The organism is Marivirga sp., assembly GCF_035704835.1.
In the GTDB taxonomy this organism is placed as follows: domain Bacteria; phylum Bacteroidota; class Bacteroidia; order Cytophagales; family Cyclobacteriaceae; genus Marivirga.
Genome location: NZ_DASSWQ010000096.1, coordinates 1 through 24,811, shown reverse-complemented (window position 1 = coordinate 24,811; position 24,811 = coordinate 1). Strand labels below are relative to the sequence as shown.

General features: G+C 34.0%; 24 protein-coding genes. 15 read left to right on the top strand and 9 right to left on the bottom strand.

Features of this window, described 5'->3' with window-relative positions; all coding sequences use genetic code 11:
• Positions 1-111: 111 nt before the first annotated feature.
• The 4 genes from VFM92_RS16815 to VFM92_RS16800 all read right to left on the bottom strand — a co-directional run bounded on the left by VFM92_RS16815 (position 112) and on the right by VFM92_RS16800 (position 6,197).
• Entirely contained in the window at positions 112-2,544 is a 2,433-nt protein-coding gene (locus tag VFM92_RS16815) for a TonB-dependent receptor (protein ID WP_325123399.1), read from the bottom strand.
• Positions 2,541-3,878: an HTTM domain-containing protein gene (locus VFM92_RS16810; protein WP_325123398.1), complete on the bottom strand. Its 1,338-nt coding sequence runs from the start codon at positions 3,876-3,878 to the stop codon at positions 2,541-2,543. Before VFM92_RS16810 ends, VFM92_RS16815 begins: the two co-directional genes overlap by 4 nt.
• Entirely contained in the window at positions 3,865-4,980 is a 1,116-nt protein-coding gene (locus tag VFM92_RS16805; protein ID WP_325123397.1) for an imelysin family protein, read from the bottom strand. Before VFM92_RS16805 ends, VFM92_RS16810 begins: the two co-directional genes overlap by 14 nt.
• A gap of 119 nt (positions 4,981-5,099) precedes the next feature.
• Positions 5,100-6,197, bottom strand: a complete 1,098-nt coding sequence (locus VFM92_RS16800) for a DUF4856 domain-containing protein (RefSeq protein ID WP_325123396.1) — start codon at positions 6,195-6,197, stop codon at positions 5,100-5,102.
• 724 nt (positions 6,198-6,921) lie between these two features.
• Here VFM92_RS16800 and fumC point away from each other — a divergent pair.
• The 3 genes from fumC to VFM92_RS16785 all read left to right on the top strand — a co-directional run bounded on the left by fumC (position 6,922) and on the right by VFM92_RS16785 (position 11,647).
• Positions 6,922-8,325 (top strand): class II fumarate hydratase, encoded by a 1,404-nt coding sequence (gene fumC / locus VFM92_RS16795; RefSeq protein ID WP_325123395.1) that lies wholly within the window; start codon positions 6,922-6,924, stop codon positions 8,323-8,325.
• Positions 8,326-8,397: 72 nt separating this feature from the next.
• Complete coding sequence (locus VFM92_RS16790) at positions 8,398-9,051, top strand: SPOR domain-containing protein (RefSeq protein WP_325123394.1); 654 nt, start codon at positions 8,398-8,400, stop codon at positions 9,049-9,051.
• A 130-nt stretch (positions 9,052-9,181) separates the two neighbouring features.
• Positions 9,182-11,647, top strand: coding sequence for a bifunctional UDP-N-acetylmuramoyl-tripeptide:D-alanyl-D-alanine ligase/alanine racemase (locus VFM92_RS16785; protein ID WP_325123393.1), 2,466 nt, complete (start codon positions 9,182-9,184; stop codon positions 11,645-11,647).
• A gap of 21 nt (positions 11,648-11,668) precedes the next feature.
• Here the strand turns inward: VFM92_RS16785 and VFM92_RS16780 are convergent, their stop codons facing one another.
• The gene (locus VFM92_RS16780) at positions 11,669-12,226 is read right to left on the bottom strand and encodes a hypothetical protein (RefSeq protein WP_325123392.1); all 558 of its coding nucleotides are present in this window, start codon (positions 12,224-12,226) and stop codon (positions 11,669-11,671) included.
• Between the two features lie 283 nt (positions 12,227-12,509).
• Between VFM92_RS16780 and VFM92_RS16775 the strand changes: the two genes are divergently transcribed.
• On the top strand, positions 12,510-12,737 hold the full coding sequence (locus VFM92_RS16775) for a hypothetical protein (protein ID WP_325123391.1): 228 nt from the start codon (positions 12,510-12,512) through the stop codon (positions 12,735-12,737).
• 5 nt (positions 12,738-12,742) lie between these two features.
• A complete protein-coding gene (locus tag VFM92_RS16770; protein ID WP_325123390.1) occupies positions 12,743-13,084 on the top strand; it encodes a hypothetical protein in 342 nt (113 codons plus the stop codon).
• Here the strand turns inward: VFM92_RS16770 and VFM92_RS16765 are convergent.
• The 3 genes from VFM92_RS16765 to VFM92_RS16755 all read right to left on the bottom strand — a co-directional run bounded on the left by VFM92_RS16765 (position 13,081) and on the right by VFM92_RS16755 (position 16,561).
• A complete protein-coding gene (locus VFM92_RS16765) occupies positions 13,081-14,133 on the bottom strand; it encodes an endonuclease/exonuclease/phosphatase family protein (RefSeq protein ID WP_325123389.1) in 1,053 nt (350 codons plus the stop codon). The genes VFM92_RS16770 and VFM92_RS16765 overlap by 4 nt on opposite strands.
• A gap of 151 nt (positions 14,134-14,284) precedes the next feature.
• Positions 14,285-15,613 (bottom strand): ABC transporter permease, encoded by a 1,329-nt coding sequence (locus VFM92_RS16760; protein ID WP_325123388.1) that lies wholly within the window; start codon positions 15,611-15,613, stop codon positions 14,285-14,287.
• 18 nt (positions 15,614-15,631) lie between these two features.
• Entirely contained in the window at positions 15,632-16,561 is a 930-nt protein-coding gene (locus VFM92_RS16755) for an ATP-binding cassette domain-containing protein (protein ID WP_325123387.1), read from the bottom strand.
• A 319-nt stretch (positions 16,562-16,880) separates the two neighbouring features.
• Here VFM92_RS16755 and VFM92_RS16750 point away from each other — a divergent pair, with 319 nt between their 5' ends.
• From VFM92_RS16750 to VFM92_RS16725, 6 genes are all read left to right on the top strand, one after another.
• Positions 16,881-17,087, top strand: a complete 207-nt coding sequence (locus VFM92_RS16750) for a hypothetical protein (RefSeq protein ID WP_325123386.1) — start codon at positions 16,881-16,883, stop codon at positions 17,085-17,087.
• 53 nt (positions 17,088-17,140) lie between these two features.
• Positions 17,141-17,662 carry a hypothetical protein gene (locus VFM92_RS16745; protein WP_325123385.1) on the top strand — a complete coding sequence of 174 codons (522 nt, stop codon included), beginning with the start codon at positions 17,141-17,143 and terminating at the stop codon, positions 17,660-17,662.
• A 3-nt stretch (positions 17,663-17,665) separates the two neighbouring features.
• Positions 17,666-17,872, top strand: a complete 207-nt coding sequence (locus tag VFM92_RS16740; protein WP_325123384.1) for a helix-turn-helix transcriptional regulator — start codon at positions 17,666-17,668, stop codon at positions 17,870-17,872.
• A 31-nt stretch (positions 17,873-17,903) separates the two neighbouring features.
• Positions 17,904-19,097, top strand: coding sequence for a DUF4221 family protein (locus tag VFM92_RS16735; protein ID WP_325123383.1), 1,194 nt, complete (start codon positions 17,904-17,906; stop codon positions 19,095-19,097).
• 89 nt (positions 19,098-19,186) lie between these two features.
• The gene (locus tag VFM92_RS16730) at positions 19,187-19,414 is read left to right on the top strand and encodes a DUF433 domain-containing protein (RefSeq protein ID WP_325123382.1); all 228 of its coding nucleotides are present in this window, start codon (positions 19,187-19,189) and stop codon (positions 19,412-19,414) included.
• Positions 19,411-19,758 (top strand): DUF5615 family PIN-like protein, encoded by a 348-nt coding sequence (locus tag VFM92_RS16725; protein WP_325123381.1) that lies wholly within the window; start codon positions 19,411-19,413, stop codon positions 19,756-19,758. Before VFM92_RS16730 ends, VFM92_RS16725 begins: the two co-directional genes overlap by 4 nt.
• A 104-nt stretch (positions 19,759-19,862) precedes the next feature.
• Here VFM92_RS16725 and cysQ read toward each other — a convergent pair whose 3' ends face one another.
• Complete coding sequence (gene cysQ, locus VFM92_RS16720; protein WP_325123380.1) at positions 19,863-20,630, bottom strand: 3'(2'),5'-bisphosphate nucleotidase CysQ; 768 nt, start codon at positions 20,628-20,630, stop codon at positions 19,863-19,865.
• A gap of 176 nt (positions 20,631-20,806) precedes the next feature.
• Here cysQ and cysC point away from each other — a divergent pair, with 176 nt between their 5' ends.
• The 4 genes from cysC (at position 20,807) to VFM92_RS16700 (ending at position 24,688) form a co-directional block, all read left to right on the top strand.
• The gene (cysC, locus tag VFM92_RS16715; protein ID WP_325123379.1) at positions 20,807-21,403 is read left to right on the top strand and encodes an adenylyl-sulfate kinase; all 597 of its coding nucleotides are present in this window, start codon (positions 20,807-20,809) and stop codon (positions 21,401-21,403) included.
• A gap of 103 nt (positions 21,404-21,506) precedes the next feature.
• Positions 21,507-22,412, top strand: coding sequence for a sulfate adenylyltransferase subunit CysD (gene cysD, locus VFM92_RS16710; RefSeq protein ID WP_325123378.1), 906 nt, complete (start codon positions 21,507-21,509; stop codon positions 22,410-22,412).
• Positions 22,413-22,487: 75 nt separating this feature from the next.
• Entirely contained in the window at positions 22,488-23,780 is a 1,293-nt protein-coding gene (gene cysN, locus VFM92_RS16705) for a sulfate adenylyltransferase subunit CysN (RefSeq protein ID WP_325123377.1), read from the top strand.
• Between the two features lie 323 nt (positions 23,781-24,103).
• Entirely contained in the window at positions 24,104-24,688 is a 585-nt protein-coding gene (locus VFM92_RS16700; RefSeq protein WP_325123376.1) for a hypothetical protein, read from the top strand.
• Positions 24,689-24,811 lie beyond the last annotated feature (123 nt).

Here is a 24,811-nt window from a genome sequence, read left to right as displayed (position 1 = left end):
AACAATGCTGCACCGCTTATCCGAACACTGGCCTGCTGTTTAGTCCTCCGTCCTGCGCTCTATGAGAAAATTTTTTTGGTCTGGCGAGATTTTTCCTAAATCAAAATATCCTTAAAACTTCAAATCCAGTGTTACATAAAAATTTCTTCCTGCTGATGGAATTATTCCAGGGCCAGGATATCCTGTTGCCCTTCTAGTGAAATAGTAATTGTTGGTTAAATTATTAACTCCTGCTTCTAGCTGAGCAAACTTATATTTATACTTAGCACTTAAATCCAAAACATGAAATGAAGGAATTATTCCATCTACTCCAGTTGAAGTTCTTTCAGCATTAGTGGCCTCCGTGTATTGCTCACTTAAATAGGTGAATTGTAAAGTGGAAGAAAGGCTTTTCCATTTATAGTGGATTCCTGTTTTGATATTTACATCAGGAACTAATTCTACTTTATTTCCAGATATGGAGCTTTCCATATTATCTTCTGCGTATCTTCCCCTGATGAATGCTGCATTTAGAAAAGTGGAAAACTCGTGAATAGGTTTTGGATTAAGGAATTTACTCCAATTCATTTCCGTATAGGATTCCATGCCAGCGATAGCCGCATTTCCAACATTCGTTCTATATCTGTAAACTCTTGGAAAACCATCAATTGCGTCATCATATCGAAGTAAAGCACCTAATCTGTCATTATATGCCAAATAAAATAAACTCCAGTCAAAATTGAGAAAATCACTATAATTCCCTCTAAAACCTAAATCAGCATTATACCCACTTTCATCTTTCAAATTTGGATCAACCAAGATATTCGTATTATTGACTCTTAAATCATTGAAATTTATGCCTCTGTAATTCATAGAGATATTTCCATATACTTCTAAATCTGCCTTAGTTTTATAGCTCACTCCTAATCCAGCTAGCATAAAAGAACGATCAAGGTTTTTAGATTCATTGATAGTGGTATCAAAAATAACGTTTCCAGCTAAATCCTCCACCATATTTCGATAATAGCCTGTACTATTTGTGCTAATATATTCCCATCTTAAACCTGGTGTTATACTTAAATTACTGCTGATATTTATGATGTTTTCAGCAAAAAAAGCCACGTTCTCCGAAGGATATCGAAATGCTAAATCTTCTAGATTATTTGGATTATTAAATTGAAAGTCAGCTTCAAAACCTGCAGGTCCTAATCCTTGTCGCTGTTGGGTATTACCTTGAAAATATCTGGCGCCAATCGCTAAGGCTTGAATTTGACCCATGAAATCGTAGCGATGCAAAAGGCGTAACTCAGATCCAAAGTTTTCAAAATCATCCCACAACAAATTTCTTTCTTCCTCTGGAAAATCTACTTGGGTAACTCTTTCTAAATTTCCTAAAGCTTTTCTTGAGCCTACTAATCCAAATGTTTTCCAATTTAACTTCGTTTTATCGTTAATTTTATAATCTAAAATCAATGCTGGAATATTCCAGTCAATTCCGAACCAATTACGCTCTCTTACGGATTGCCTAGGGTCTTCCTCAAACATTCTGTCCGTTAAACCACCTGCCTGCTGAGCTAAATAATCCATATGTGTAAACTCAAAACTTAGGTATAACCTATCAGCTATTTCAAAATTAACATCTGCAAAAAAACTATTTGACTCGAAAGATTCATTTTCTCTAAAACCATCTCCCTGCTTTCTTTGATAGTAGACAAAATAATCCATCTTTTCTGTATTGCCAGAAAGGCTGTTGTAAGAACTTAATAAATTAAAAGAGCCAACCGTATTTCTAGTATGAAACTGAATTGGTTTTCCCTCTGGTGCTTTTTTCATAATGAAGTTAATCATTCCTCCAAACTGCGAACCATATTGAAGAGAAGCTGCTCCCCTTACAACTTCTATTTTAGATAAAGCTTCAACTGGTGGCGTATAATAACTCTCAGGATAACCTAATGGATCGGCAGAAATATCATAACCATTTTGTCTTGTATTGAAATTGGAAGTTCTATTTGGGTTTAAACCTCTTCCGCCAATTCCTAATTGAAGGCCACCCGCATCACTTTCCCAAATATTTAAACCTGGAACTTTAGCAAAAACTTGTCGGGCATTATTGGTAGCAAGATTACCGTTTATTTGGTCAATAGAAATAACTTCATTTTTCTTGGCTTCATAAATTAACGTCCCCTTCACTGAATTCAATCTATTGACACTAAACACCTCTGATTTCCTCCCAATGGCTTTCACTTCCTCCAAAGTTTCAAATAACGGCTCTAAAGAAAAATTAATGGTCTGCCAGTCATTTTCAATTTCAATTTCTTTGATTTCACTTTGTCTTCCCAAATAAAAGGCGGCAATTTTATAATCTCCTTCAGGTAAATTCAATTCATAATTGCCTTTTTCATCCGAAACTGCATTATACTTGCTATCCAAAACAAAAATTTCAGCAAGCTCAATTCCTTTTTTACTTTCTGAATCAATAATGGTTCCTTTGATGCCTTGTGCAAATAATGAATTAGAAAAAATACTAATCAATAAAATGGTAATATGGATATATTGCTTCTTCATTGATTATAGGGCAGTACCCAGTTTTTATGTTGATAACCCTTTTTAATGGTGGCCAAATTTACATTTGGATTGATGAATGGTCTACTCCCCTTTCCATTTATTGTGGCATAGCTTTCCACAAAAACTTCTACTTCTGCATTATATTTTAACTGAAATTTATCCCTCAAAAAATGAGCAAACTGTAAAAGCATATCTGGTTGCGTATTCATCATTTTTTCCTGAACGGAGGTTAAATATTGTGATGGTAATACTTCAAATGATTTATTTATTTCTGGAATGTTTACAGAGAATTGTGAATAACCAACTTTCTCCATTAGCATTACTCTCCATGAAAACCTATAGCCTTGTTCAGTCCAAAATAGCTTACCAGGATAAAGTATATAGCGAAAAGGCAATAGAATTTGCAGGCTGAAATAAATGACTAAAAAATATTTTATAATAACTGGTGTATTAAATGCAGTTGATTTTGGTAATTCTTCTTCCCTTTTCGGAAATAATTTGACCCATACTTTTTTGTGATAATCTTCTGAGAAAAAGATTAAGGTACTGACTACCATAATGTATGGAAACATCCCGATTTGAAAAAGTGCAGCAGTCATGAAATGAAAAGCAATGACGGTTAAATAAGCAACTACTCGCGTTCTTTTCCAAAGAAGAAAAAATGGAATTGTCAAATCATAAAATGCGCCAAACCAGCTAAAAATAAAAGCCGTCCATTTGTAATCTAAAAGAAATCCGATAATTGGAGTATCTGCTCTTGATGGCAACCATATTTTTAATGGCAGTGCTTCTAACAACCAGTCAGATTGTAATTTGGCTAATCCTGCAAAGAAATAGACAATGCTTAATTGTAAAATGATAATATGAATGCTCCAGGCTGGCACGTGAAATTCCTGCTTTTTTTTGCGCCAAGCATCTATGGAGTATGCTTTATTTGCTGGAACTAAAATCAGTAAAAACGCAATGATGCTTACAAAATAGTAATGATTGAGGTAATTGGTTTTATCAATCAACTCAACATAGGTAAAACTTAAGAAAAATAATGTGGCGCTAAATCTATAAAATGCCCCTAATGCAATTCCTATTGCAGCAAACCCCATTAAGGCAAAAAGGAGGTACATTCCAGGGTCTCCCCAAGATTTTATCCATTCAAAGCCATAATAAGGAAAATAAAACTCAGGCTCAATGTACTGTTTGTCTATCCATCCATTCGTCCAAAACCGAATTATGGAAGCAAGCATCATAAAACCAAAAGCTACTCTGAAAGTAGCTAATGGCGCAATGTGTTTAGGTAGATTGTAACGATATGTTAGCAACCCATTAGTCACCGTCATTATCCTGAAAAGTAATTGAAACCGATAAAGAAGAAGTCATATCAACTTTAATTAAAGGAATTACCGTTTGCAAAGCATTGTAAACATCAACTAATTGGCCCCCTTCAACTGCAGCAACTTCACTATATGGAGCATCAATTTTCTCCATTTCCGCTAATGCTGCGAGTGATTGATTAATGATAGCCTCACTTAACAGATTATCATTTCTATCTCTGGCATCTAAAGCAACTAAATAATCATCAAGACCAAGACCATCATTTTCAGAAATAAAATTCTCCCCTTTAAATACTGCAATGGAAGAAGCTACTGCCTTTTCAGCTAATTCTCCAGACCAACCCGAATAGTACGCTTCTACAATTTCTGGTTTTACAACTCCACCAGTACGGGGGTTTCCTCCTGAAGGAAATCCAATTTTAGCATTCTTAATTCTGATATCGAATTGAAAGTTATATTCGTTTACTAAAAGGCTTGTACCGCTTCCGACATCAGTTCCGGTGTTACCAATAAAGGTCATTCTATAATCTGCCCAACCTTCTGCCATTCTAGTAGCTGCCGATTGAATGTCAGCCACTACATCTGTTAAATATTGTATTCTATTCTGTCCTTGATTCACATCTTCAAAATAGGCGACAATTTCCTCATCAGAATTTGCAGTACCAAAAAGCAGATAATCTAAAGTAGGAAATCCTTTAGCGGAAACATTTGAAGCAGATCCTAACACATAATTTTGAGACGAAATATTTTCTTCAATTAATTGTGGATTGCTCGGAAATATATTTACCCTATCCCTCAAATTGACGGTAGAAACTGGACCAACATGAACAAAAGCTAAGTGTTGATAGCTTAACCAAGCCGCTTTTAAGCTAATTCTTAATTCTTGAAGATTCTCAAATGAAATATCGCTTGAAAAAGAAGTTGTTGCAGTTGAAAGATTAGCCGTTTTGGATGCAAAGTCCTCAATGGATGGCTGAATAACATTATCAGCCATATTGATAAGAAATGCTTCTCTATCAAAATCTACTTTTTCACTGCCTGATTCAGGATCGCAGGCAGTGAAAGTAGATAGTACTAGTATGAAGAAAGAAAATTTTAAATTTTTCATCTGATTCTATTTTGTCAAATGTTGAATCTGCAGCTAAGAAAATCAAAGGCTGCAAGCACTTAAATTAAAGCATTAAGCTATCAGCCCTTCGGCTTAATTGCTTAATGCTTTTTACTTAATTATAATCGATCTTGAATATCTTCAAATCCATATGCTGCCACTAAAGTAGCTTTTGCTGAATTGATATTGTCAGGTGTGATTTCGTAAAAATTTGTTCCTAATTCTGCCAAAATCCCCTGAACTTCAGTGTTGGTCAATTTTTTGTTTGGATTATATTTCAATGCGTGGATAAATGCCCAAGCTTCTGATAAAGTATGATTTCTTACTGCATCGTCTGCAAAAGCTGCATTAGCTGCATTTAAATAATGAACAGCAGTACCAGCAGAAACTCTTTCCCATTCATTTCTGATGATTTCAATTTGTTCATCTCTTGTTTCCAAATCTTTATTTGAAATCGCTGCTCTACCCGTAATAAATGCGTTCATAATAGCTTCATTCGAGCCTAATAGTGCATCTCTTCCGTTTGCATATTTTCCCCAGAATCTTGCTCCATCAGTAGTTGTAGGAAAATCAGTAGGAACACCCAAATAACCAAAAGCCTCGTCCCAATGATGCTCCATAGCAGTTCCTTTTCCTTCTTCTATGGTTTCATTATCTACATTCATTTTATCAGCACCTAGATAAATAGAATTCCCTTGAAAGTAAAAGCATGAACCCATTAACCCTTTTTCAATTAACTGGATGTGCTCAAAGCCATTTGCATCGAAAAAATATTTCTTTGATGCATCATTTGGTGAAGTTACTACACCAGGAACGCCATTGCTTCCAACTCCACCGTTAGCCTCAGCAGTTGCCGCAGCAAAATCATTAATGAACCCTTTAAAAAGTTCTATATCTGCTGCTACTGTTTTGTTCTCAAGTTCTTTTGTGTCTGCAGCATTCAATTCATCGTTTGCAAAAGCATCGTTTTCATTGGCAAACATATTTAACATAACCTGAGCATCCAAAACTGCTCCATTGTTAGCGGTCTTCATGTAAGTAGTTAACTCATCTAGCATGTCAAGTCTTTGAATTTGACCAGTATAACTAACATTTTCAAAATCATAAGTCGTTGGAATATCATAGTTTCCGTTTTCACCAGCTGTATTTTCATCATCACATGCGGTGAAGGCAAAAGCTGCCAATAGTGCTAATCCTAGTAATCTTAAGTTTTTCATTTGTGTAAAATTAATATTTGTATTTAGATTGATTCTAATGATGACGCAAAATTAATTTTATTTAGATTGGTTACAAATAAAAAAGCAATTTTATTTAGATTAGATTTAAATAAAATGAAAAAAATGCGAATCACCTTATTAAAGGCATGAAGAGAACTATTATATAGTAAGTGGGATAGACTATAAATTGCTTAAATAAAGCTAAAATTATTTGATAGAAGTGACTTTCAGGATTCTGATTGAGACAGTAATGAGTTTTTTGGAGAAACTCTAATCAAAAATTTAAGCGGATTGTATAAATTCTAGGAAATAATTGTCCTCCTATTATATCTTGAATACATAATAAATAGAATATTAACAATAAATAAAATCTTGCATTAAGGAAATACTGCATAGGCTGCAGATACATTTGAAATACTCCTTATAGACGACATTACTTTTTTTCCTCCTTCTTTAATTTGATGACAGTAGCTGACAGTTAATACGCAAACAAATATCATAAGCAAACTGAGCATCAACCTTCTGTAGATGTTGTTCATTTAATTTTTTGTGTTGTTGAACAACAAAAATATTAGAACCATACATGAAAAGCTATTTTTTTATAACTTATTAGGTATTTACTTTCATTTTTTTAATTTATTTATAGTGGTATTTTAGCAGTTAATCATAGCAATTCATATGATTAGTTGTAATTTTACAGTATTAATCGAAAAAACATTTGATAATGGAATACAGGATTGAAAAAGACACAATGGGTGAAGTAAAAGTACCCGCTGATAAGTATTGGGGTGCCCAAACTGAGAGAAGTAGAAATAATTTTAAAATAGGTGCTGAAGCAAGCATGCCCTTAGAAATTGTACATGGATTTGCTTATCTAAAAAAGGCTGCTGCTCATACTAACCATAAATTAGGTGTTTTAAGCCAAGAGAAAAGAGATTTAATCTCCAAAGTGTGTGATGAAATATTGGACAATAAGCACAATGACCAATTTCCACTGGTTATTTGGCAAACTGGATCAGGCACTCAATCAAATATGAATGTCAATGAAGTGGTCTCGAACCGAGCACAAATTTTAGCAGGTAAAACTTATGATGATGAACAAATAGTGCATCCCAATGATGATGTTAACAAATCACAATCATCAAATGATACGTTCCCAACAGGTATGCACATTGCATGCTACAAAATGGTGATTGAAACCACTATTCCTGGAATTGAAAAGTTAAGAGATACACTTGCAGAAAAATCAAAAGCTTTTGAAAAAGTAGTTAAAATTGGTAGAACCCATTTAATGGATGCTACTCCTTTAACAATTGGTCAAGAATTTTCGGGTTATGTTTCTCAATTAAATCACGGTATAAAAGCCTTGAAAAATACTTTGGATCACTTATCTGAGATTGCATTAGGTGGAACTGCGGTGGGAACTGGAATTAATACCCCTGATGGATATGCTGAATTAGTGGCTGAAAAAATTGCGGAATTTTCAGGATTACCTTTCAGAACTGCCGAAAACAAATTTGAGGCTTTAGCTGCTCATGATGCTATAGTGGAATCTCATGGTGCATTGAAACAAATAGCCGTTTCTCTAAATAAAATTGGAAATGATATAAGAATGCTGGCTTCAGGTCCAAGATCTGGAATTGGAGAAATCATTATTCCGGCCAACGAGCCAGGTTCATCTATTATGCCAGGAAAAGTAAATCCTACGCAAGCGGAAGCTTTAACTATGGTTTGCGCTCAGGTAATGGGAAATGATGTAGCCATAACAGTTGGTGGAACGCAAGGTCATTATGAGCTGAATGTATTCAAACCAGTAATGGCAGCCAACTTTTTACAATCTGCTCGATTAATTGGTGACGCTTGTGTGTCATTTAATGAAAATTGTGCCGTTGGAATTGAGCCTAATTATGAAAGAATAAAAGAACATTTGGATAATTCTTTAATGTTGGTAACTGCTTTAAATACAAAAATTGGTTACGAAAAGGCCGCTAAAATTGCTAAAACAGCACATGAAAATGGTACTAGACTTAAAGAAGAAGCAATTAATCTAGGATATCTGACTGCTGAGGAATTTGATGAATGGGTAAAACCTGAAGATATGATTGGCAGTTTGAAAAACAATAAATAGTATTATTTGTCTTTATAATAGTTATTTACTTACTTTAGTTGAATAAAATTGAATAAACCGAATTACATAGATATGAAAAGCAAGATAAGTATAATCGCCATCCTGATGATTTTTTGCATGGCTTTCTCCGTTTCCGCTCAATTGAGTAGAGCAGAAAAGAAAGAAATGAAAAAGATGGCTAAGGAGCTCAAAAGAAATCCTGAGCAAATGAAGGCTATGGTTGAAGAAAATGAAAGCCTTAAAAATTCTGTTGCCAGCCTAAATTCTCAAGTAGAAAATCTTCAAGATCAGTTGAGTAACAAAAATGCTGAAATTGCGGCAGCTAAAGCAGAGGCTCAAGAAGCTAAAGCAATGGCCGAAGCTCAAAGACAAAGAGCAAACGAAATGGCAAGTAAAGCGAAAAACGCTCAAAATGAAGAGCCAGAAGCTTTAGATGAAAGTGGAACTTGGTTTAAAGTGCAAGTAGGCGCTTTTGAAAATATTGATATGTCAGAATATTTCAAGAATAATCCGAACTTCAGTGGTGAAACTACAGAAGAGGGTCTTCAAAGAATTACTTTAGGTAGATTCAGAGATTATTGGGAAGCTGATAAATTCAAAAAGACCTTGAGAAAAATGGGCGTTAAAGAAGCTTGGATTGTTCCTTACAAAGATGGTACAAGAGTTCCATTGAAAGAAGTTCTAGAAAATCTTTCTGCAAAGCCAGAAACTGCTGCTGGAGAATAAATTTTCTTAAGCTTGTTTAAAAGTTTATGGACCTATAGTATCATAGGTCTTGATATTGTTAGCAAATAGTTAGCAGTAGACTTTTAAACAAGCTTTTTTTTATAGTTAACATTAATAATTCATTCCATCCTTGAAAATTGAATTCTCATCTCTATCCAAAGTTTTAAATGGAGAAATTACCCAACTCCGAAAAGAAACCCATATTGAGAATATTTTCATAGACAGTAGAAATACTGTAGTCAACACCAAGAATTTATTTATCGCTATAAAAGGTGACCGCCATGACGGTCATAAGTTTATTGAGGAACTTTATTTTAAAGGAATCAGAAACTTCATTGTAGATAAAGAAATTGCTGTTTCAAATTTTCCGGAAGCCAACATCTTTAAAGCCGATAATAGTATTGAAGCCCTTCAGGCATTAGCTGGATATAAAAGAAAAAAATTCAAAGGAACCCAAATCAGTATAACAGGAAGTAATGGAAAAACTATCGTAAAAGAATGGCTTGGAAAACTAATAGAGTCTGTTTACTCCGTTTATAGAAGTCCAAGAAGTTATAATTCACAAGTTGGCGTTCCATTATCGCTTTGGCATTTAAATCATTATCAAGATTATGCGATTATTGAAGCGGGAATTTCCAAAGTGGGTGAAATGGAAAAGCTGGAAGCGATTATTAAACCAAAAATTGGTATTTACACCAATTTAGGAACTGCACATGACGAAGGTTTTCCGAGTTTGGAGGAAAAAGCCCACCAAAAAGCTCAGTTATTTAAAGATTCATCTACCATAATATTTTGCAAGGATTTTCCAGAAATTTCAAATGCCCTGCATAATCTCCCCAAATTGGAAGAAAAAGAATTTATAGGGTGGTCTTTTGAAGATAATACCTCGAACTACTTTGTAGAAACTGAAGAAAGAGAAAATGGGACTGCTATAAGAATTCCGTTTCATGACCAATTTCACATTTTTCAGGTACCATTTAAAGATTACGCTTCCTTAGAAAATATTACACATTGTCTTCTACTATTGCTACACGAAGGCTTCCCGATAAAAATTATTCAAAATACACTAAACGATATTCGGTCTCTCAACATGAGGCTGGAAACCAAAAAAGGCAAGAATAATACGTATTTGGTTGACGATTCCTACAATAACGATTTGGTTGGTCTTGATACAGCTCTTCAATTTTTTGCCCAACAAAAGCAATATCAAAAAAGGATTCTCATATTATCAGATTTACTTGAAACAGGATTAAGTCCTGAGGTTCTTTATCGGCAATTATCAGAAAGACTAGCTTCTGAACAATTAGATTTAGTTATAGGAATTGGAAATGCAATTAAATTACTCGAAAAAACTTATGACGGAGCAACAATTTTCTTCTCTGATACTATTTCTTTTCTAGATTATGAAAAAGAAAATTCGTTTCGGGAAGCATTAATCCTCATTAAAGGAGCAAGAAAATTTAGTTTTGAATACATAGTTCAAAGATTAGAACAAAAAATTCACGGAACAATATTAGAGATTGACCTGAATAAAATAACTCATAATCTCAATTTCTACAGGTCAAGGTTAAAACCCAATGTAAAAACCATGGTTATGGTGAAAGCTTTTGCTTATGGGAGCAGCAGCCATGAAATTGCCAATTGGTTAGAATTTCAAAATGTGGATTACTTAGCCGTTGCCTACGCAGATGAAGGAGTTGTTTTACGCCAACACGGCATTGAGCTACCTATAATGGTCATGAATCCTGACCCACGCTCATTTGACCTTTTGCATCAATATAATCTTGAGCCAGAGCTTTATAGCGAAAGTATATTTAAAGATTATGCCAGTTATACTAAAAATCAAAAAAGTAAACTAAAAATCCATCTGAAACTGGATACAGGGATGCATAGACTTGGTTTTGAGTCAAATGAAAAAGGGCTTTTAAAAGAATTGCTAAAACAGAATCCTCAACTAAAAGTGGCCTCCATATTTAGTCACTTGGCCGCATCGGATGAGGCAATTCATAATGGTTTTTCTGCTCAGCAAGCCATGTCTTTTAAAAAATCTGCGGATGAAATCATCGACTTTATTGGATATAAACCTTTGCTTCATTTATTGAATAGCCCAGGCATTAGCCGTTTTCCAGATTATCAATTTGATATGGTTAGACTTGGAATCGGATTATATGGCGTAGATCCTACAGGGATTCATAGTAATCATCTTAAATCTGTCTCCATCTTGAAAACCGTTATCTCCCAAGTAAAAAAAATAAAAAAAGGAGAAACTATTGGCTACGCAAGAAAAGGATATGCAAATGAAGACATGAAAACTGCCACTATATCGATTGGATATGCAGATGGATTCAATCGAAAGTTCAGTCAAGGAATTGGAAAAGTTCTCATAAATGGAAAATTAGCTCCAGTAATTGGGAATGTTTGTATGGATATGACCATGGTTGATGTTTCAAATATCGATTGTAATGCAGGTGATGAAGTGATTATTTTTGGCGACAACCCCAATATTTCAGACATGGCAAGTGCTATAGATACCATTCCATATGAAATACTTACCAATATCAGCGAGCGCGTTAAGAGGGTGTTCTATACAGAGTAAGATGATTACCTAAACTAACTATTAATACGATTTAGAAATACACCCTTTAAAAAACCCTGATATAGAAGAAAAATATAATTGAATTTCGTTAGCATTTTCTTTCTTTGAAAAATCCTTAAAACTTGTTTGAGCCACTTTATACTCCTCAAGCGCACCTATAATACATCTTTTATCATCTTGATTCAGCATTTTTTTATTAAACATTGCATTTAGAAACTGCTCTACGAATTTTAAATCCAACTCTTCGAAAACGAGCATAGAGTACACTAAAGAAACTAAAACAGCACTGTTCGGTGAATCCAAGGATAAGTAAACATCTCCTTTCTCAAGATCTGACTTTATCAGTTCAATCTTCGCTTTAACTAGCTGCTTTTCAGCGTATAATGCGTTTCTTCCGCTGCTTGATGTCGTATCAATTTCGGAAGATAATTGCGCATCAAAATAAACTGTTAAACTACTTTCTAATACTTTAAAAGCTTCTTCGAATGAGGCGTTCTGAGCGAAAGTGGTTTGGTTCACGCTAATTAAAAAAATAAGTGCAAGTATTTTTATAATTGAAAATTTAAAAATGTATTTCATATAACCTCATTTTATGCGATTTTTTGAACTTCCAGTATCAAAAACTGCTTTGTAACCCCTTCTATCAACGGTGATTTTTAATAAGCCTCATATTGAAGAATTTTTACTGCTTGAAACTCTTGAAACTAATTATGTATTAATTACATAAAAATAAGAATACCATCCAATAAAATTGGTCAATAATCAATATTCTTATCAAAATCCATCAATCTGTCAATAAATACTTATATATAGGTATTGTCAAAAGAGAAGAATTCCATGACATTTACCTAAAGTTTGGGGAATGAAGTTTTTCTTAGTTATATCAATTATTGCCTTTTGGTGGGTGCCTACACACTCACCTGGCAATATTGGTATCTCTCTCGAAAATATATCAGAAGCCACTCCCATAAGGGAAGTAAAAATTAAGTACTCAGGTGTTGACCAATCAATAGAATCCCAAAACATTACCAAAAGAAAAATGGATCACTTTGGTAATCGATGGAGAAAATTATCTCTGACTAAAGATTAATTGTTATGCAAATCAAATCTCAAAATTTAATAAACGATATAAAAGGAATGTGGGTATGCATTGATTCTAAAAATCATGCTAACGAAGAACATTTAGGCCTTGAGTTTTCTTTATTAATTTCTGAGAACCTCATGTCTAGAATTGGTTCTGAAAATAAATTTTGGCCTCGTATCTGTAATTTCGAATCGGTTGGTTCAAGTCAAGACGGTTATTTTTATCGTGAAGACGGTACTTTTATCCAGGTTAAATCAGTTGATAATGATTTTCTAAAGCTAGAACTCTCAGCAAAAGATGAGAATGGAAAGCTGCAAATGACCACTTTTATTTTTGAAAAATTCGAAAATTAAGCTTTATTAATTTTTTCCTTACTCAGGCTTTCATCCTCCTCTGAGTTCTCTAGTTCTTCACTATCGTCATCCGTTTTAGCCAGAAATAATTGTAGTAAAATTGGAAAATGATCTGACCCAATATCGCCCATCCTCCTTATTTTTTGCAAACGAAAATGTCCTGAACAAAAGACATGATCTAATGGCCAACGTGCATACCAATGCTTGGCATGAAAAGAACTAAAAAGGCCTCTCCCTCTTCTTGGATCTAAAAGACCACTAATTTTTAAGAATAATTCCGATGTATAACTCCAAGCCACATCATTTAAATCTCCCGCAACGATAGTCGGAACTTGATCAGCTTTAGTCTTCTGCCCAACTAATAAAATCTCTGCATCACGCGCTGTAGATTTGGGGTTTTGAGAAGGAACAGGAGGCTCAGGATGAATCGCGTATAATTTGATAAAGCGATTATCTATCTGAATATCGGTTTCTATGGAAGGAATTTCATCTTTAACCCAATAATGAATTTGTGTGTTTTTTAATTCTAGTTTTGAGAAAAGTAGCATCCCATAGGTGTTCTCTCTGTTTTCTAAAACTTGATATTTATAGTCATTTCCAAAAGTATCACAGCATTTATTTTTCCACCATTCGTCAGTTTCGACCAAAAGCACAACATCAGCTTGCTCTCCTTGCACCATATCAATTAACTTCCCCCATTTTCGGTTTTCTTGATAGACATTTGCAATCAACAATTTGATATTGGGTCGCTTATTTTGGGCAACAGATTCCATTTGCTTTTGAGCAATAGGCAAGTAAGGATAAATTTGATAGCTTAAATAGAGCAGATTAGCTACCAGTAATAAGATAAAACCAAAAGAAAAATAAGCATCATCAGGAAAAATTAAAATTGATGCAACAAGAATCATAATATTCAAAACCCACTTCTGAACTCTTGGGAACTCGAAAATTCTAAAAGTCCAATGGTCATGACGAATTAAAGGTAATAGACTAATGAAAATCAATATCCCTCCAAAACTATAAATCACTATTTGTAAAACGCCTATCACTGTATTTTTGCCATCTTTTCATTGAAGGTAGCTAAAAATAAGGCTGTGAAACTTTTATATAAGATTTATTTTAATGTTAAAAGAAATTAGTGAAATCTGTCAAGCTATTGCAAAATAGAATTTAAAACTTGACAGATTTCATTTGTGGTTTCTAACTATTGGTTTTAACCCACTTCAGCAAGGTTTTATAATTCACTTTTGTGCCATGCATTAAAATTCCTATTCTGTAAATTCTACCCGCCATCCAAATGGTGAACAGAAATCCTACCACCATCAGACCCATACTTAGGGCTAATTCCCAAGCAGGAACACCAAAAGCAACTCGAGCCATCATAGCAACTGGGGCCGTAAATGGAATGATGGATAACCAAAAGCTCACATTTCCATCTGGCTCAGGCATAACAAACATAAATGTTCCTAAAAAACCAATTATCATGGGCATAGTGATAGGCATAGTAAATTGTTGAGCATCAGTAATATTATCCACAGCAGAGCCCACTGCTGCAAATAACGCCCCATAAAGCAAATATCCACTTATAAAGAAAAAAGCGAAAACGGAAATATAATATGCATATGGAATATCATAGACTACATTTAAAATTTCTCCAACTTTAGAATTTTCCATTATGGCTGCTTGTGCAGATGAATTACCATTCATACCTGACATACTTTCTTGAGCTGTTTGCATGTCTGCAGGATTAAAATCAAAAATAGCGAAAACCCCAGCTGAAAGTGCGAAAATTAATACTACCCAAATGGCAAACTGAAGCAAACCAACGGATGCCACTCCAATTACTTTTCCAATCATAAGCTGAAAAGGTTTTACAGAAGAAACTATAATTTCTACAATTTTGCTTGACTTCTCCTCAATCACTCCCTGCATAATTTGTGTTCCGTAAATAAGCACAAACATATAAACCAAGAAACTGAACGCATAAGCGATTCCGTAAGCCACACCAGCACTACTTGCTTTTTCCTCACCAGTGTCTGAAACATTTATTGTACTTAAACTGATGTTGGTTTTTAATTTATCAAGTTCTTCTTCACTTATTCCACTGCTTTTTAGTTTTCTATCGCGGATCTGCGATTCTATTTGATTTTCAAAATAGGAACTCGCCTGAAGGCTTGGATTCTTTTTAGCATACATTACAATTCCTGCTGGATTTGCCAAGTCAATTGCAGGCAAATAGAGTAATGCATATGCTTCACTCTCCGTAAAGGCTACTTTGGCTTCTTCTAAACCAAGGTTCAATTCTTCAAAAGCATATTTGTTATCATTTTCAAAATTAAACTCTCCTGCCTCATCTATGACATAAACTTTTTCCTGCTCTGCATTTTTTGATTCTTGAATCGCAAAATATATCATCCCGCCTATGATTGCAGGAAACAATAAAGGAACCAAAATGGTCGCCAGTAAAAAGCTTTTCTTTTTTACTCTGCTGTCAAATTCCCTTTTAATTACTAAGCCAATCTTACTCATCTGTTCGTTAATTTAAGGTTATGAAGTGGGTGTATTTTGTTTATCTCCTTTTACCAATTGGATGAAAATATCGTTGATTGAAGGAATGTCCTCTTGGAAAGAAACAATATCAACTTTCTGGTTAAGCAATTCTTGTAGTAACTGATTAGATGAAGCACCAGAAAGTAATTTCAAAGTAGATTTATGAAGCCCCTCTCCAAATGTTACTTTACTTTCCAAATTAAACGTTTCATTAGTAGAAATTCCGTTGCCTCTGTGTACTAATGTGAACTGATTTGATTTAAAGTCGTTTTTAATCTTAGACTTTTCTCCATCTAAAATCTTCTCAGATTTATTAATTAAAGCGATATAATCGCACATTTCCTCCACAGATTCCATGCGGTGGGTACTGAAAATAATGGTACTGCCTTTTTCCCTGAGACGTAGGATTTCGTCTTTTATTAAATTCGCATTGATCGGGTCAAAGCCAGAAAAGGGTTCATCCAAAATAATGAGTTCTGGTTCGTGCATTACGGTGGAGATAAATTGCACTTTTTGCTGCATCCCTTTGGAAAGATCCTCTATTTTCTTGTTCAACCAATCGGATGCTTCAAATCTTTCTAACCATGATTTTATTTTTTGAACAGCTTCTTTTTTAGGAAGACCTTTTAATTGAGCTAGATATAGAAGTTGGTCTCCAACTTTCATCTTTTTATATAAGCCTCTTTCTTCTGGTAAATAGCCAATAGTGCCAATGTGTTTTGCTGCTAAATCTTCGCCATTGATTTGAATTTGGCCAGAATCAGCATTTATAATTTGATTAACAATTCGAATGAAAGTACTTTTTCCAGCTCCATTTGGCCCTAATAATCCAAAAATAGATTGTTTAGGGATTTCTAAATCCACATTGTGGAGCGCTACATTTTGATGAAATGTTTTATTGAGGTTCTTTGCTGTGAGTATATGCACGTTGATATTAATTTTTTTACAAATGTATCTTAAAAAATTAAACGTGCAATAAAGAAAATTTTAATTGTATAAATTTTTGATGGGTGGTGAAAAGAGGAAATAAAAACCTTGCAGATGCGGGTCAGCAAGGTTTTCTAATTAATTTAATCTTCAAATTCATATTTTTCAAACACAACATTGTAGATGCTGTCTGGTTCAACCTCAGTAAATATATCTCCCTCCATACGGTCTTCAGTTATACTTTCGATTGTTATATGAAAATTATCCTTTCATTATTTTTCAGCTTAAGAAAATCACTGATAACAAAACTGCTCATATTATGATAGAAATGGCAGGTGAAAAGCAATTTTATACGGTCAACCTCAACAACAAACTCAACAATAACAAATTGATTTCTACTGCCACTATGGATTTATGCATCACCGATTTTGGCTTAGAAGCCCCTGAAAAATTCTTCGGAATGGTGAAGGTAAATGAAAATATAGAAGTGGAATTTAGAATTGAAATGAATATTTACGATAAATAATTACTGTTTATCAATAATTATATATAGTTTTACGATTATAAAATCCTAAGACTATGAAAAAGAATGTCATTTTATCCGCTAGTGCGATTATCATGCAAGTATTCCGAGTTTTAATTGCCTTAATTGCATCTCTACAAATCTTAATTTTTATTGGCTCCTTATTAAACAACCATTCATTGGAAAAATTAATAATTCAATCACAAGAGCTGGTATCAAATCAAAGTGGGCTTAGTATCATAGATTTAACCACAATTAGTCCTTGGCTAGCATTCTTCATAGTATTGCAAAACATTACAGTTCTTGTATTGCTCTTTAATATTCTTGGATATGGAATTGATATTGTAAAAAATATTCACAGCCTCAAAACATTTACAAAAGATAATATTAGTGCTTTTTATAAAATCAGCCAGCTTTCAGTTCTACTCGTTATCATAAAATTCATAAAACTTAGCCCAGATAAAATTGGTGTCGGTATTGAATTTAATTATGTGTTTTTTGCATTTGGCGCCATCATTTTGACTCAAGTTTTCAAAGAGGGACATCGATTGCTTCAGGATAACGAATTAACCATATAAGCCATGCCGATAGTTGTTAATGTAGATGTGATGTTGGCTAAGCGAAAAATGCAATCCAAAGAATTAGCAGAAAAAATTGGGGTAACGGTAGCCAATCTCTCAATTCTTAAAACAAGCAAAGCCAAAGCCATCCGCTTTTCCACTTTGGAAGCCATTTGCAAAGCTTTAGATTGTCAACCTGGTGATTTGTTAGAATATCAGGAGGAATAAAAACCTCTTTTTACTTAGATATCTTCTATTTATGAATATCAGCTTAATTAAATCAATCCTTAATTACCGTTCTAAATCTGTACTTTTCATTTTGTTTATCTCTTCCATTTTCTATTCCTGTGAGAATGGAAAATCCGCAGATGGTGATATTCAAGATTATAAGATAAAGGAGATTCATTTTTCGATTGACTCTACCATTTCCAAAGAATCCAACACCTTTCAATATTTTGAGGCGGAGAATAATAGGTACTTGATAGTATTTAATAAGCCTACCGATGAAATAATCTGGTTTGATTTTGAAATCGGAAATGTTGTTAAGAAAACCAAACTCTACACTCAAGGCCCAAATAATATCGGAAAACCATATGGTATTCACGTGAAATCAATGGATTCAATATTCGTACTCAGTAGTGCAACTTATAGTTTAGCTTTAATTAACAGTAATGGAAAGCGTCTTCAAAATTATAAATTGTTTCAAGGAGAATTAGATTTCACTGGGCGTCCTAAAGATACAGACAATAGCATAAAACCAATTTTGCAGTCTACAAATCCATTATTAATTCTTTCTGATTCTATAGTTGCCTTAGCAGGACTCCCCGATGCCAATCCGCTCGAAACTGATTTTTACGATTCACATGTATTCATAAAACTGAATTTGATATCAGGAGCTATTGATTATCAAATTCCTTATCCAAAAAGATATCAAAGTAAATTATGGGGACTGTATCACAGCTTTCCGTATCATACTTATAATTCAAATACTGGAAAAGCAGTAATTTCATTTCCCGCTTCCAAAAAGTTATATCTAACAGACTTCCAAGAAACGGACTCATTTTCTGTACCTTCCAAAAATGTAGAAGAACCTGCATACTGGAAAGATCCAGAAGCTAATGGATTCAAAATGATGAAATTTTTTATAAGCTCTCCTTCATTCTACCGAATAGAATATGATCCATACAGGAAATTATATTACAGGTTTTCTCAATCACCATCTTCAGCTGATTTATCAAAAGTGGATATAAGCAAAATAAGTATCTTCAATTCCAAAAACACTTATATTTCCATCTTAGATGAAGACTTCAATCTATTGCAGGAACTGCCACTCCCAAAGAAATATGATCCTCGCTTTATTCTGCTTGCTCCGAAAGGGTTATGTATTGCAATTGAAAATCAGAATGAAGATAGATTGACTTTTGCTGTCTTTAATTTTAAGAATGAAGATTAACTAAAAAGCCTATTTCCAAATAAAAAAACCTGTAAAATTGTTAATTCGTTATTAAATTGAATTTGATTATATTTAAAAAAAGAATGGATATGGTAGAATATAAAAATATAATAACAATTGAATCAGGTAAGAGGGGTGGAAAACCCTGTATTCGAGGAATGCGCATTACAGTAAGCGATATTTTAGGGTGGTTAGCTTCTGGAATGACCATACAAGAAATTCTAAAAGATTTTGATGAATTAACTAAAGAAGATATTTATGCGGCTCTTAGTTTTGCAGCAAATAGAGAAAATAAAACATACCATGTTACTGTATGAGGTTGATCTTTGACCAAAACATATCTCATAGAATATTAAAAGAACTCCCTGATAGATTTTCTGATGCAACAACTATAAAAAGTGAAGGATTAATTAATGCTACAGATAAAGAGATTTGGGAATTTGCTAAAAAATCAAATTTAACCATTGTAACGCAGGATTCAGATTTCAATGACCTTAATTCGGTTTATGGGTTTCCCCCAAAAATAATATGGTTAAGATTAGGAAATTTATTAACAATCCAAATTGCTAAAATCATTCTAACTCAAGAAGAGGAAATTATTAATTTTATAAATAATAAAGCATATGGTTGTTTTGAAATAACTCACGAAGATTTCAAGTAGTATCCTTGTAATTACTCTACTTATACAAATTGCTATATAATAGATCAGAGATGTGTGCGTGTTCATTCACACACCCCTCATCCGTCATCCATCATCCTACTTTCTCAAAACCCCAAACACAAAAAGCTACCGTTCAATAAGTTTTCTTTGTTATAATCGAATCGCTCTTTTTCTTCATTGCCTGTAAAAACTTTCCCTCCTGCTGCTTCTAAAATCGCCTGTCCTGCGCCAGTGTCCCATTCCATTGTTGGCCCATGTCTATAGTAAATATCTGCTTTACCTTCCGCTACCAAGCAAAATTTTAAGGAGCTTCCTTTAGAAATACTGTCTTTCACATCATATTTAGCTAATAATTCATCCTCTTCAGGAGATGCATGTGATGCGCTTCTTACAGCTATTCTATCTGTGTTTTTATTATTTACTTTCAATTCAGTTTTTTCCCCACCCTCTTCTTTAAAAGCACCTAATTCGCTTCCATAATAAAAGGTATCAGTTGCAGGAACATAAATGACGCCCATTATGGTGAAATGGTCTTTTATTAATGCAATATTTACTGTAAACTGCCCATTTTTTTTGATGAATTCTTTAGTGCCATCTAATGGATCAACCAACCAGAAAGTGTCCCAGTCTTTTCTTTCTTCATAAGACATTTTTTTGCCTTCTTCTGATAGGATTGGATATTGAACTGAAAGCTCTTCCAAGCCTTTTTTTATAACCTTATCTGCAGCTTCATCTGCTAGGGTCAATGGACTATCATCTGCTTTATAATCTACCACTTTGCTGAGGTCTGCATCTGTATAAATATTCATGATTGCTGCCCCCGCATTTTTGGCAATAATTTTAACTTCTTCTACTAAATTCTCAATTTTCATACCCATTCTTCTTGATTTTCAATTCCTAACCAGAATTTTCTAAATTTTTTTTCTTCAAAATCGCCCTCTATTAGCCTACAAACCCAATAGAGTTTAAATATTTATAGACAAGTGCAAAATTACGTAAGAAATGCTTATAACTATAATTTTATCCTATTAACTTTGCTTAAAATTATATGAGTTTGAAAAATATTTATCCCATTTTCGATACAATTTTGAGCCGTTCCGACAAAGAAAAAATGCTCAATCAAAAGTCCATTGTTATTTGGATGGTTGGCTTGTCAGGTTCTGGAAAAAGTACCCTTGCAAGAGCATTAGAAAACAGCTTACATGAAGAAGGTTTTCTTACGCAATTGCTTGATGGTGACAACATGAGAACGGGCATCAATAATAATTTGGGATTTAGCCCAGAAGACAGAACAGAAAATATTAGAAGAGCAGCGGAAACAGCAAAGTTATTTATGAATGCGGGTCTTGTAACCATCTGTTCCTTTATAAGCCCTACAGACGATATCCGTAAAATGGCTAAAGAAATAATCGGAGATGGTTATGTGGAGGTTTATGTAGATTGCCCTGTGGAGGTTTGTGAAGAAAGAGATGTGAAAGGGCTCTATGCAAAAGCTAGAAAAGGAGAAATTCCTGATTTTACAGGAGTAAGTGCTCCATTTGATGTGCCTAAAAGCCCAGATGTATCAGTGGATACTGCTAATCAAGGTTTGGAAGAAAGCCATCAAGAATTAGTTAAAGCAATTATAGAAAGAATTAAACATTAAAAAATGCCTTTTAGTAATTAATAGAGAACTCTATTGAGTTGTTGGAAAATCCGAACCAAAAGGTAAATCATCATAGAAGAAATAAAATTTTGAATTAATAAATATGTCATCTTACAACTTATCACATTTAGATCAATTAGAATCAGAAGCTATTTACATTTTCCGTGAGGTAGCAGCTCAGTTTGAAAAACCAGTCATTTTGTTTTCTGGTGGAAAAGATTCCATTACGATGGTGCATTTAGCGCAAAAAGCCTTTTGGCCAGCTAAAATTCCTTTTCCATTATTGCACATAGACACAGGCCATAATTTCCCTGAAGCATTGGAATTCCGAGATAATTTGGCGGAAAAATATAAAGTGAATTTGGATGTGGGTCTAGTTCAAGATTCAATTGACAAAGGAACAGCAGCAGAAGAAAAAGGTTTAAATCCAAGTAGAAACACCTTACAATCTATTACTTTATTAGAAAAACTGGAAGAAGGTCAATATGATGCTGCTTTTGGTGGAGGTAGAAGAGATGAGGAAAAAGCGAGGGCAAAAGAAAGATTCTTCTCACACAGAGATGATTTTGGCCAATGGGACCCGAAAAATCAGCGTCCTGAACTATGGAATCTTTACAATGGCAGAAAAGCGCCAGGTGAATCATTCCGAATATTTCCTATCAGCAACTGGACGGAAATGGACGTGTGGCAATATATCAAAAAAGAAAAAATTGATTTGCCTAGTATTTATTTCTCTCATAAAAGAGATGTGGTAAAAAGAAATGGCGTCTTGATAGCGAAATCTCCTTTTAACACTCTTTTGGATGGTGAGCAGTACGAAGAAAAAACTATTCGCTATAGGACGTTAGGTTGTATGACAATCACAGGAGCTGTTGAGTCAGGGGCGGATACTTTAGATAAAATTATTGAGGAAGTAGCAGCCGCCAGACAAACTGAAAGAGGCGGACGAGCTGATGATAAGAGATCGGAAGCTGCTATGGAAGATAGAAAGAAACAAGGATATTTTTAGAAAGAGATTTTAGAACCAAGAGTCTAGATTCAAGACTTCACAGGAAAGACTTAAGTTATAATAAGAAATTTATAGATGCGAGACACAGAAGAATACAAAAAAACAGATACGGCCGGATACTTGGATATGGACCTCCTGCGCTTTTCCACTGCGGGCAGTGTTGATGATGGAAAGAGTACATTGATTGGTCGTTTGATGTACGATACTAAATCAATTTTCGAGGATCAAATCGAAGCGGTTGAGAAATCGAGCAAAAGTCGTGGCGATGAGCACGTGAACCTTGCTTTATTGACAGATGGCTTAAAAGCTGAGCGTGAGCAAGGCATTACCATTGATGTAGCCTACCGATATTTTGCTACACCAAAAAGAAAATTCATCATAGCCGATACTCCTGGTCACGTACAATATACTCGTAATATGGTGACGGGTGCATCAAATGTGAATCTTGCTATCATTTTAATAGATGCCCGTAAAGGTGTAATCGAACAAACAAAAAGACATTCATTCATTGCTTCCCTTTTGCAAATCAAACATGTGATTGTTTGTATCAACAAAATGGATTTGGTTGACTATAAAGAAGAAGTTTTTGAGCGAATCAAGAAAGAGTATTTAAGTTTCGATGCAAAATTGGAAATTCCAGATATCAGATTTATTCCAATTTCCGCTCTAAACGGAGATAATGTTGTGGATAAGTCTGAGCATATGGATTGGTATAAAGGACCTTCTTTACTTTGGACTTTAGAAAATGTGCAAGTGGCATCTGATAGAGATTTAATTGATGGAAGATTCCCAATACAATGGGTAATTCGTCCACAGTCCACTGAATATCATGATTTCAGAGGCTATGCCGGATTGGTTAGTGGAGGTATCTTCCGTAAAGGTGAAGAAGTAGTCGTATTACCTTCAGGATTTACTACACGGATTAAAACCATTGAAACAATGGATGGAGAACTGAAAGAAGCATTTCCTCCAATGTCAGTAGCTATGACTTTAGAAGATGAAATTGATATCAGTCGTGGTGATATGTTAGCAAAGGTTAATAATCAACCCATAATCGGCCAAGATATTGAATTGATGGTTTGCTGGCTAAATGTAACTCCTTTAAAATTAGGCGGAAAGTATATTGTAAAACACACCACTAATGAGGCTAGAGCTATTGTGAAGGAAGTGAAATATAAAGTCAATGTAAATACGCTCGAAAAGAATGAAGAAAATAAAGAAGTGGGAGCAAATGATATTGCGAGAATTACTTTGAAAACCGCTAAGCCATTATTATACGATGCTTATCGAAAAAACAGAAGTACTGGGTCCTTAATTATCATTGATGAATTCACCATGCAAACTGTTGGTGCAGGAATGATTATCTAAAAAAACGATAAAACATTTAGATGAACCCTTTTCCAATTTTTTATTCTTTGGAAAAGGGTTTTGTTTTAAATACCCTTGGTCAACCTATTTAATGATAAAAGAGCAAACTTGCAGAATGGTTTTTAAATTTGATTTTTTTGAGTTAATTACTCATGTTTGAACATCTAATTTTTAAAAAACCATATCTTTCTTTATATGTTTATATATTTAAGTTAGAATTTTAATTTTTATTCATAGTATATCAGTATTTCTCTTCAAATAAGCTTGGAGCTTGTATTAATTTCTTAGGTTTGCGATTATTTTCAGATCAAAAACCATTAATAATGAAAAAATTTTTACTTAACCCTTTAGCTTATTTAATGCTAAGTCTTATAGTTTTCACATCATGTCAAGATGATGAAATTGATAGCATTTTTTTTAGAACTGATGGTGGACTTTCAACCATAATTAAAGATGCCAATGGTCTAGCGATTTCAGACGCAAAAATTTCGCTTTTTAATATCCAATCTGAAAATAGAATTGAAGTGGACTACACAAACGAAAATGGCGTTGTTGATTTTGGCAGGTTCGAAGCTGGAGAATATTACATTTCTGCAGAATTTACTCATAATGAAGAATATTTTCAAATAAATGAAGAAGTTCATGTGATTAGTGGAACTGATATTCAGCATGAGATCAATATTGCAGATCATTATGGTGAAATATTAGTTAGAATTTTAGATAATTCTACTGGTCAGCCTATTGAATTTAATCCTGAAGCTAAGATTGGATTAATTCCTATGGATGAGGCTTTTAGAGAAATGACCAATGAGGAAGGATTTTTTGATCTAATTGATTACTCATTTGATTCAGAAGGCCAAATAACAATATCAGATTTACCTCAAGCCGCTTATTTAGTCAGCCCTTAAAAACCCCATAATATATCCCTTTTAATGGTAAAAAATTTTGATAACAGATGAAACAGCTTTGATACATCTTTTGTAAATAGAGCCAAAGAGATGATTTCCATATGTTCATCATCCTTTTGAAGT

Excerpts from the sequence above, each read along its gene's own strand:
- cysQ (WP_325123380.1), bottom strand. The coding sequence starts at position 20,630 with ATGAAAATTGAGAATTTAGTAGAAGAAGTTAAAATTATTGCCAAAAAT.
- cysD (WP_325123378.1), top strand. The coding sequence starts at position 21,507 with ATGTCATCTTACAACTTATCACATTTAGATCAATTAGAATCAGAAGCT.
- VFM92_RS16730 (WP_325123382.1), top strand. The coding sequence starts at position 19,187 with ATGGTAGAATATAAAAATATAATAACAATTGAATCAGGTAAGAGGGGT.
- cysC (WP_325123379.1), top strand. The coding sequence starts at position 20,807 with ATGAGTTTGAAAAATATTTATCCCATTTTCGATACAATTTTGAGCCGT.
- VFM92_RS16790 (WP_325123394.1), top strand. The coding sequence starts at position 8,398 with ATGAAAAGCAAGATAAGTATAATCGCCATCCTGATGATTTTTTGCATG.
- VFM92_RS16815 (WP_325123399.1), bottom strand. The coding sequence starts at position 2,544 with ATGAAGAAGCAATATATCCATATTACCATTTTATTGATTAGTATTTTT.
- VFM92_RS16700 (WP_325123376.1), top strand. The coding sequence starts at position 24,104 with ATGAAAAAATTTTTACTTAACCCTTTAGCTTATTTAATGCTAAGTCTT.
- VFM92_RS16750 (WP_325123386.1), top strand. The coding sequence starts at position 16,881 with ATGATAGAAATGGCAGGTGAAAAGCAATTTTATACGGTCAACCTCAAC.
- VFM92_RS16810 (WP_325123398.1), bottom strand. The coding sequence starts at position 3,878 with ATGACGGTGACTAATGGGTTGCTAACATATCGTTACAATCTACCTAAA.
- VFM92_RS16735 (WP_325123383.1), top strand. The coding sequence starts at position 17,904 with ATGAATATCAGCTTAATTAAATCAATCCTTAATTACCGTTCTAAATCT.
- VFM92_RS16725 (WP_325123381.1), top strand. The coding sequence starts at position 19,411 with ATGAGGTTGATCTTTGACCAAAACATATCTCATAGAATATTAAAAGAA.
- VFM92_RS16760 (WP_325123388.1), bottom strand. The coding sequence starts at position 15,613 with ATGAGTAAGATTGGCTTAGTAATTAAAAGGGAATTTGACAGCAGAGTA.
- VFM92_RS16780 (WP_325123392.1), bottom strand. The coding sequence starts at position 12,226 with ATGAAATACATTTTTAAATTTTCAATTATAAAAATACTTGCACTTATT.
- cysN (WP_325123377.1), top strand. The coding sequence starts at position 22,488 with ATGCGAGACACAGAAGAATACAAAAAAACAGATACGGCCGGATACTTG.
- VFM92_RS16745 (WP_325123385.1), top strand. The coding sequence starts at position 17,141 with ATGAAAAAGAATGTCATTTTATCCGCTAGTGCGATTATCATGCAAGTA.
- VFM92_RS16805 (WP_325123397.1), bottom strand. The coding sequence starts at position 4,980 with ATGAAAAATTTAAAATTTTCTTTCTTCATACTAGTACTATCTACTTTC.
- VFM92_RS16740 (WP_325123384.1), top strand. The coding sequence starts at position 17,666 with ATGCCGATAGTTGTTAATGTAGATGTGATGTTGGCTAAGCGAAAAATG.
- fumC (WP_325123395.1), top strand. The coding sequence starts at position 6,922 with ATGGAATACAGGATTGAAAAAGACACAATGGGTGAAGTAAAAGTACCC.
- VFM92_RS16800 (WP_325123396.1), bottom strand. The coding sequence starts at position 6,197 with ATGAAAAACTTAAGATTACTAGGATTAGCACTATTGGCAGCTTTTGCC.
- VFM92_RS16770 (WP_325123390.1), top strand. The coding sequence starts at position 12,743 with ATGCAAATCAAATCTCAAAATTTAATAAACGATATAAAAGGAATGTGG.
- VFM92_RS16775 (WP_325123391.1), top strand. The coding sequence starts at position 12,510 with ATGAAGTTTTTCTTAGTTATATCAATTATTGCCTTTTGGTGGGTGCCT.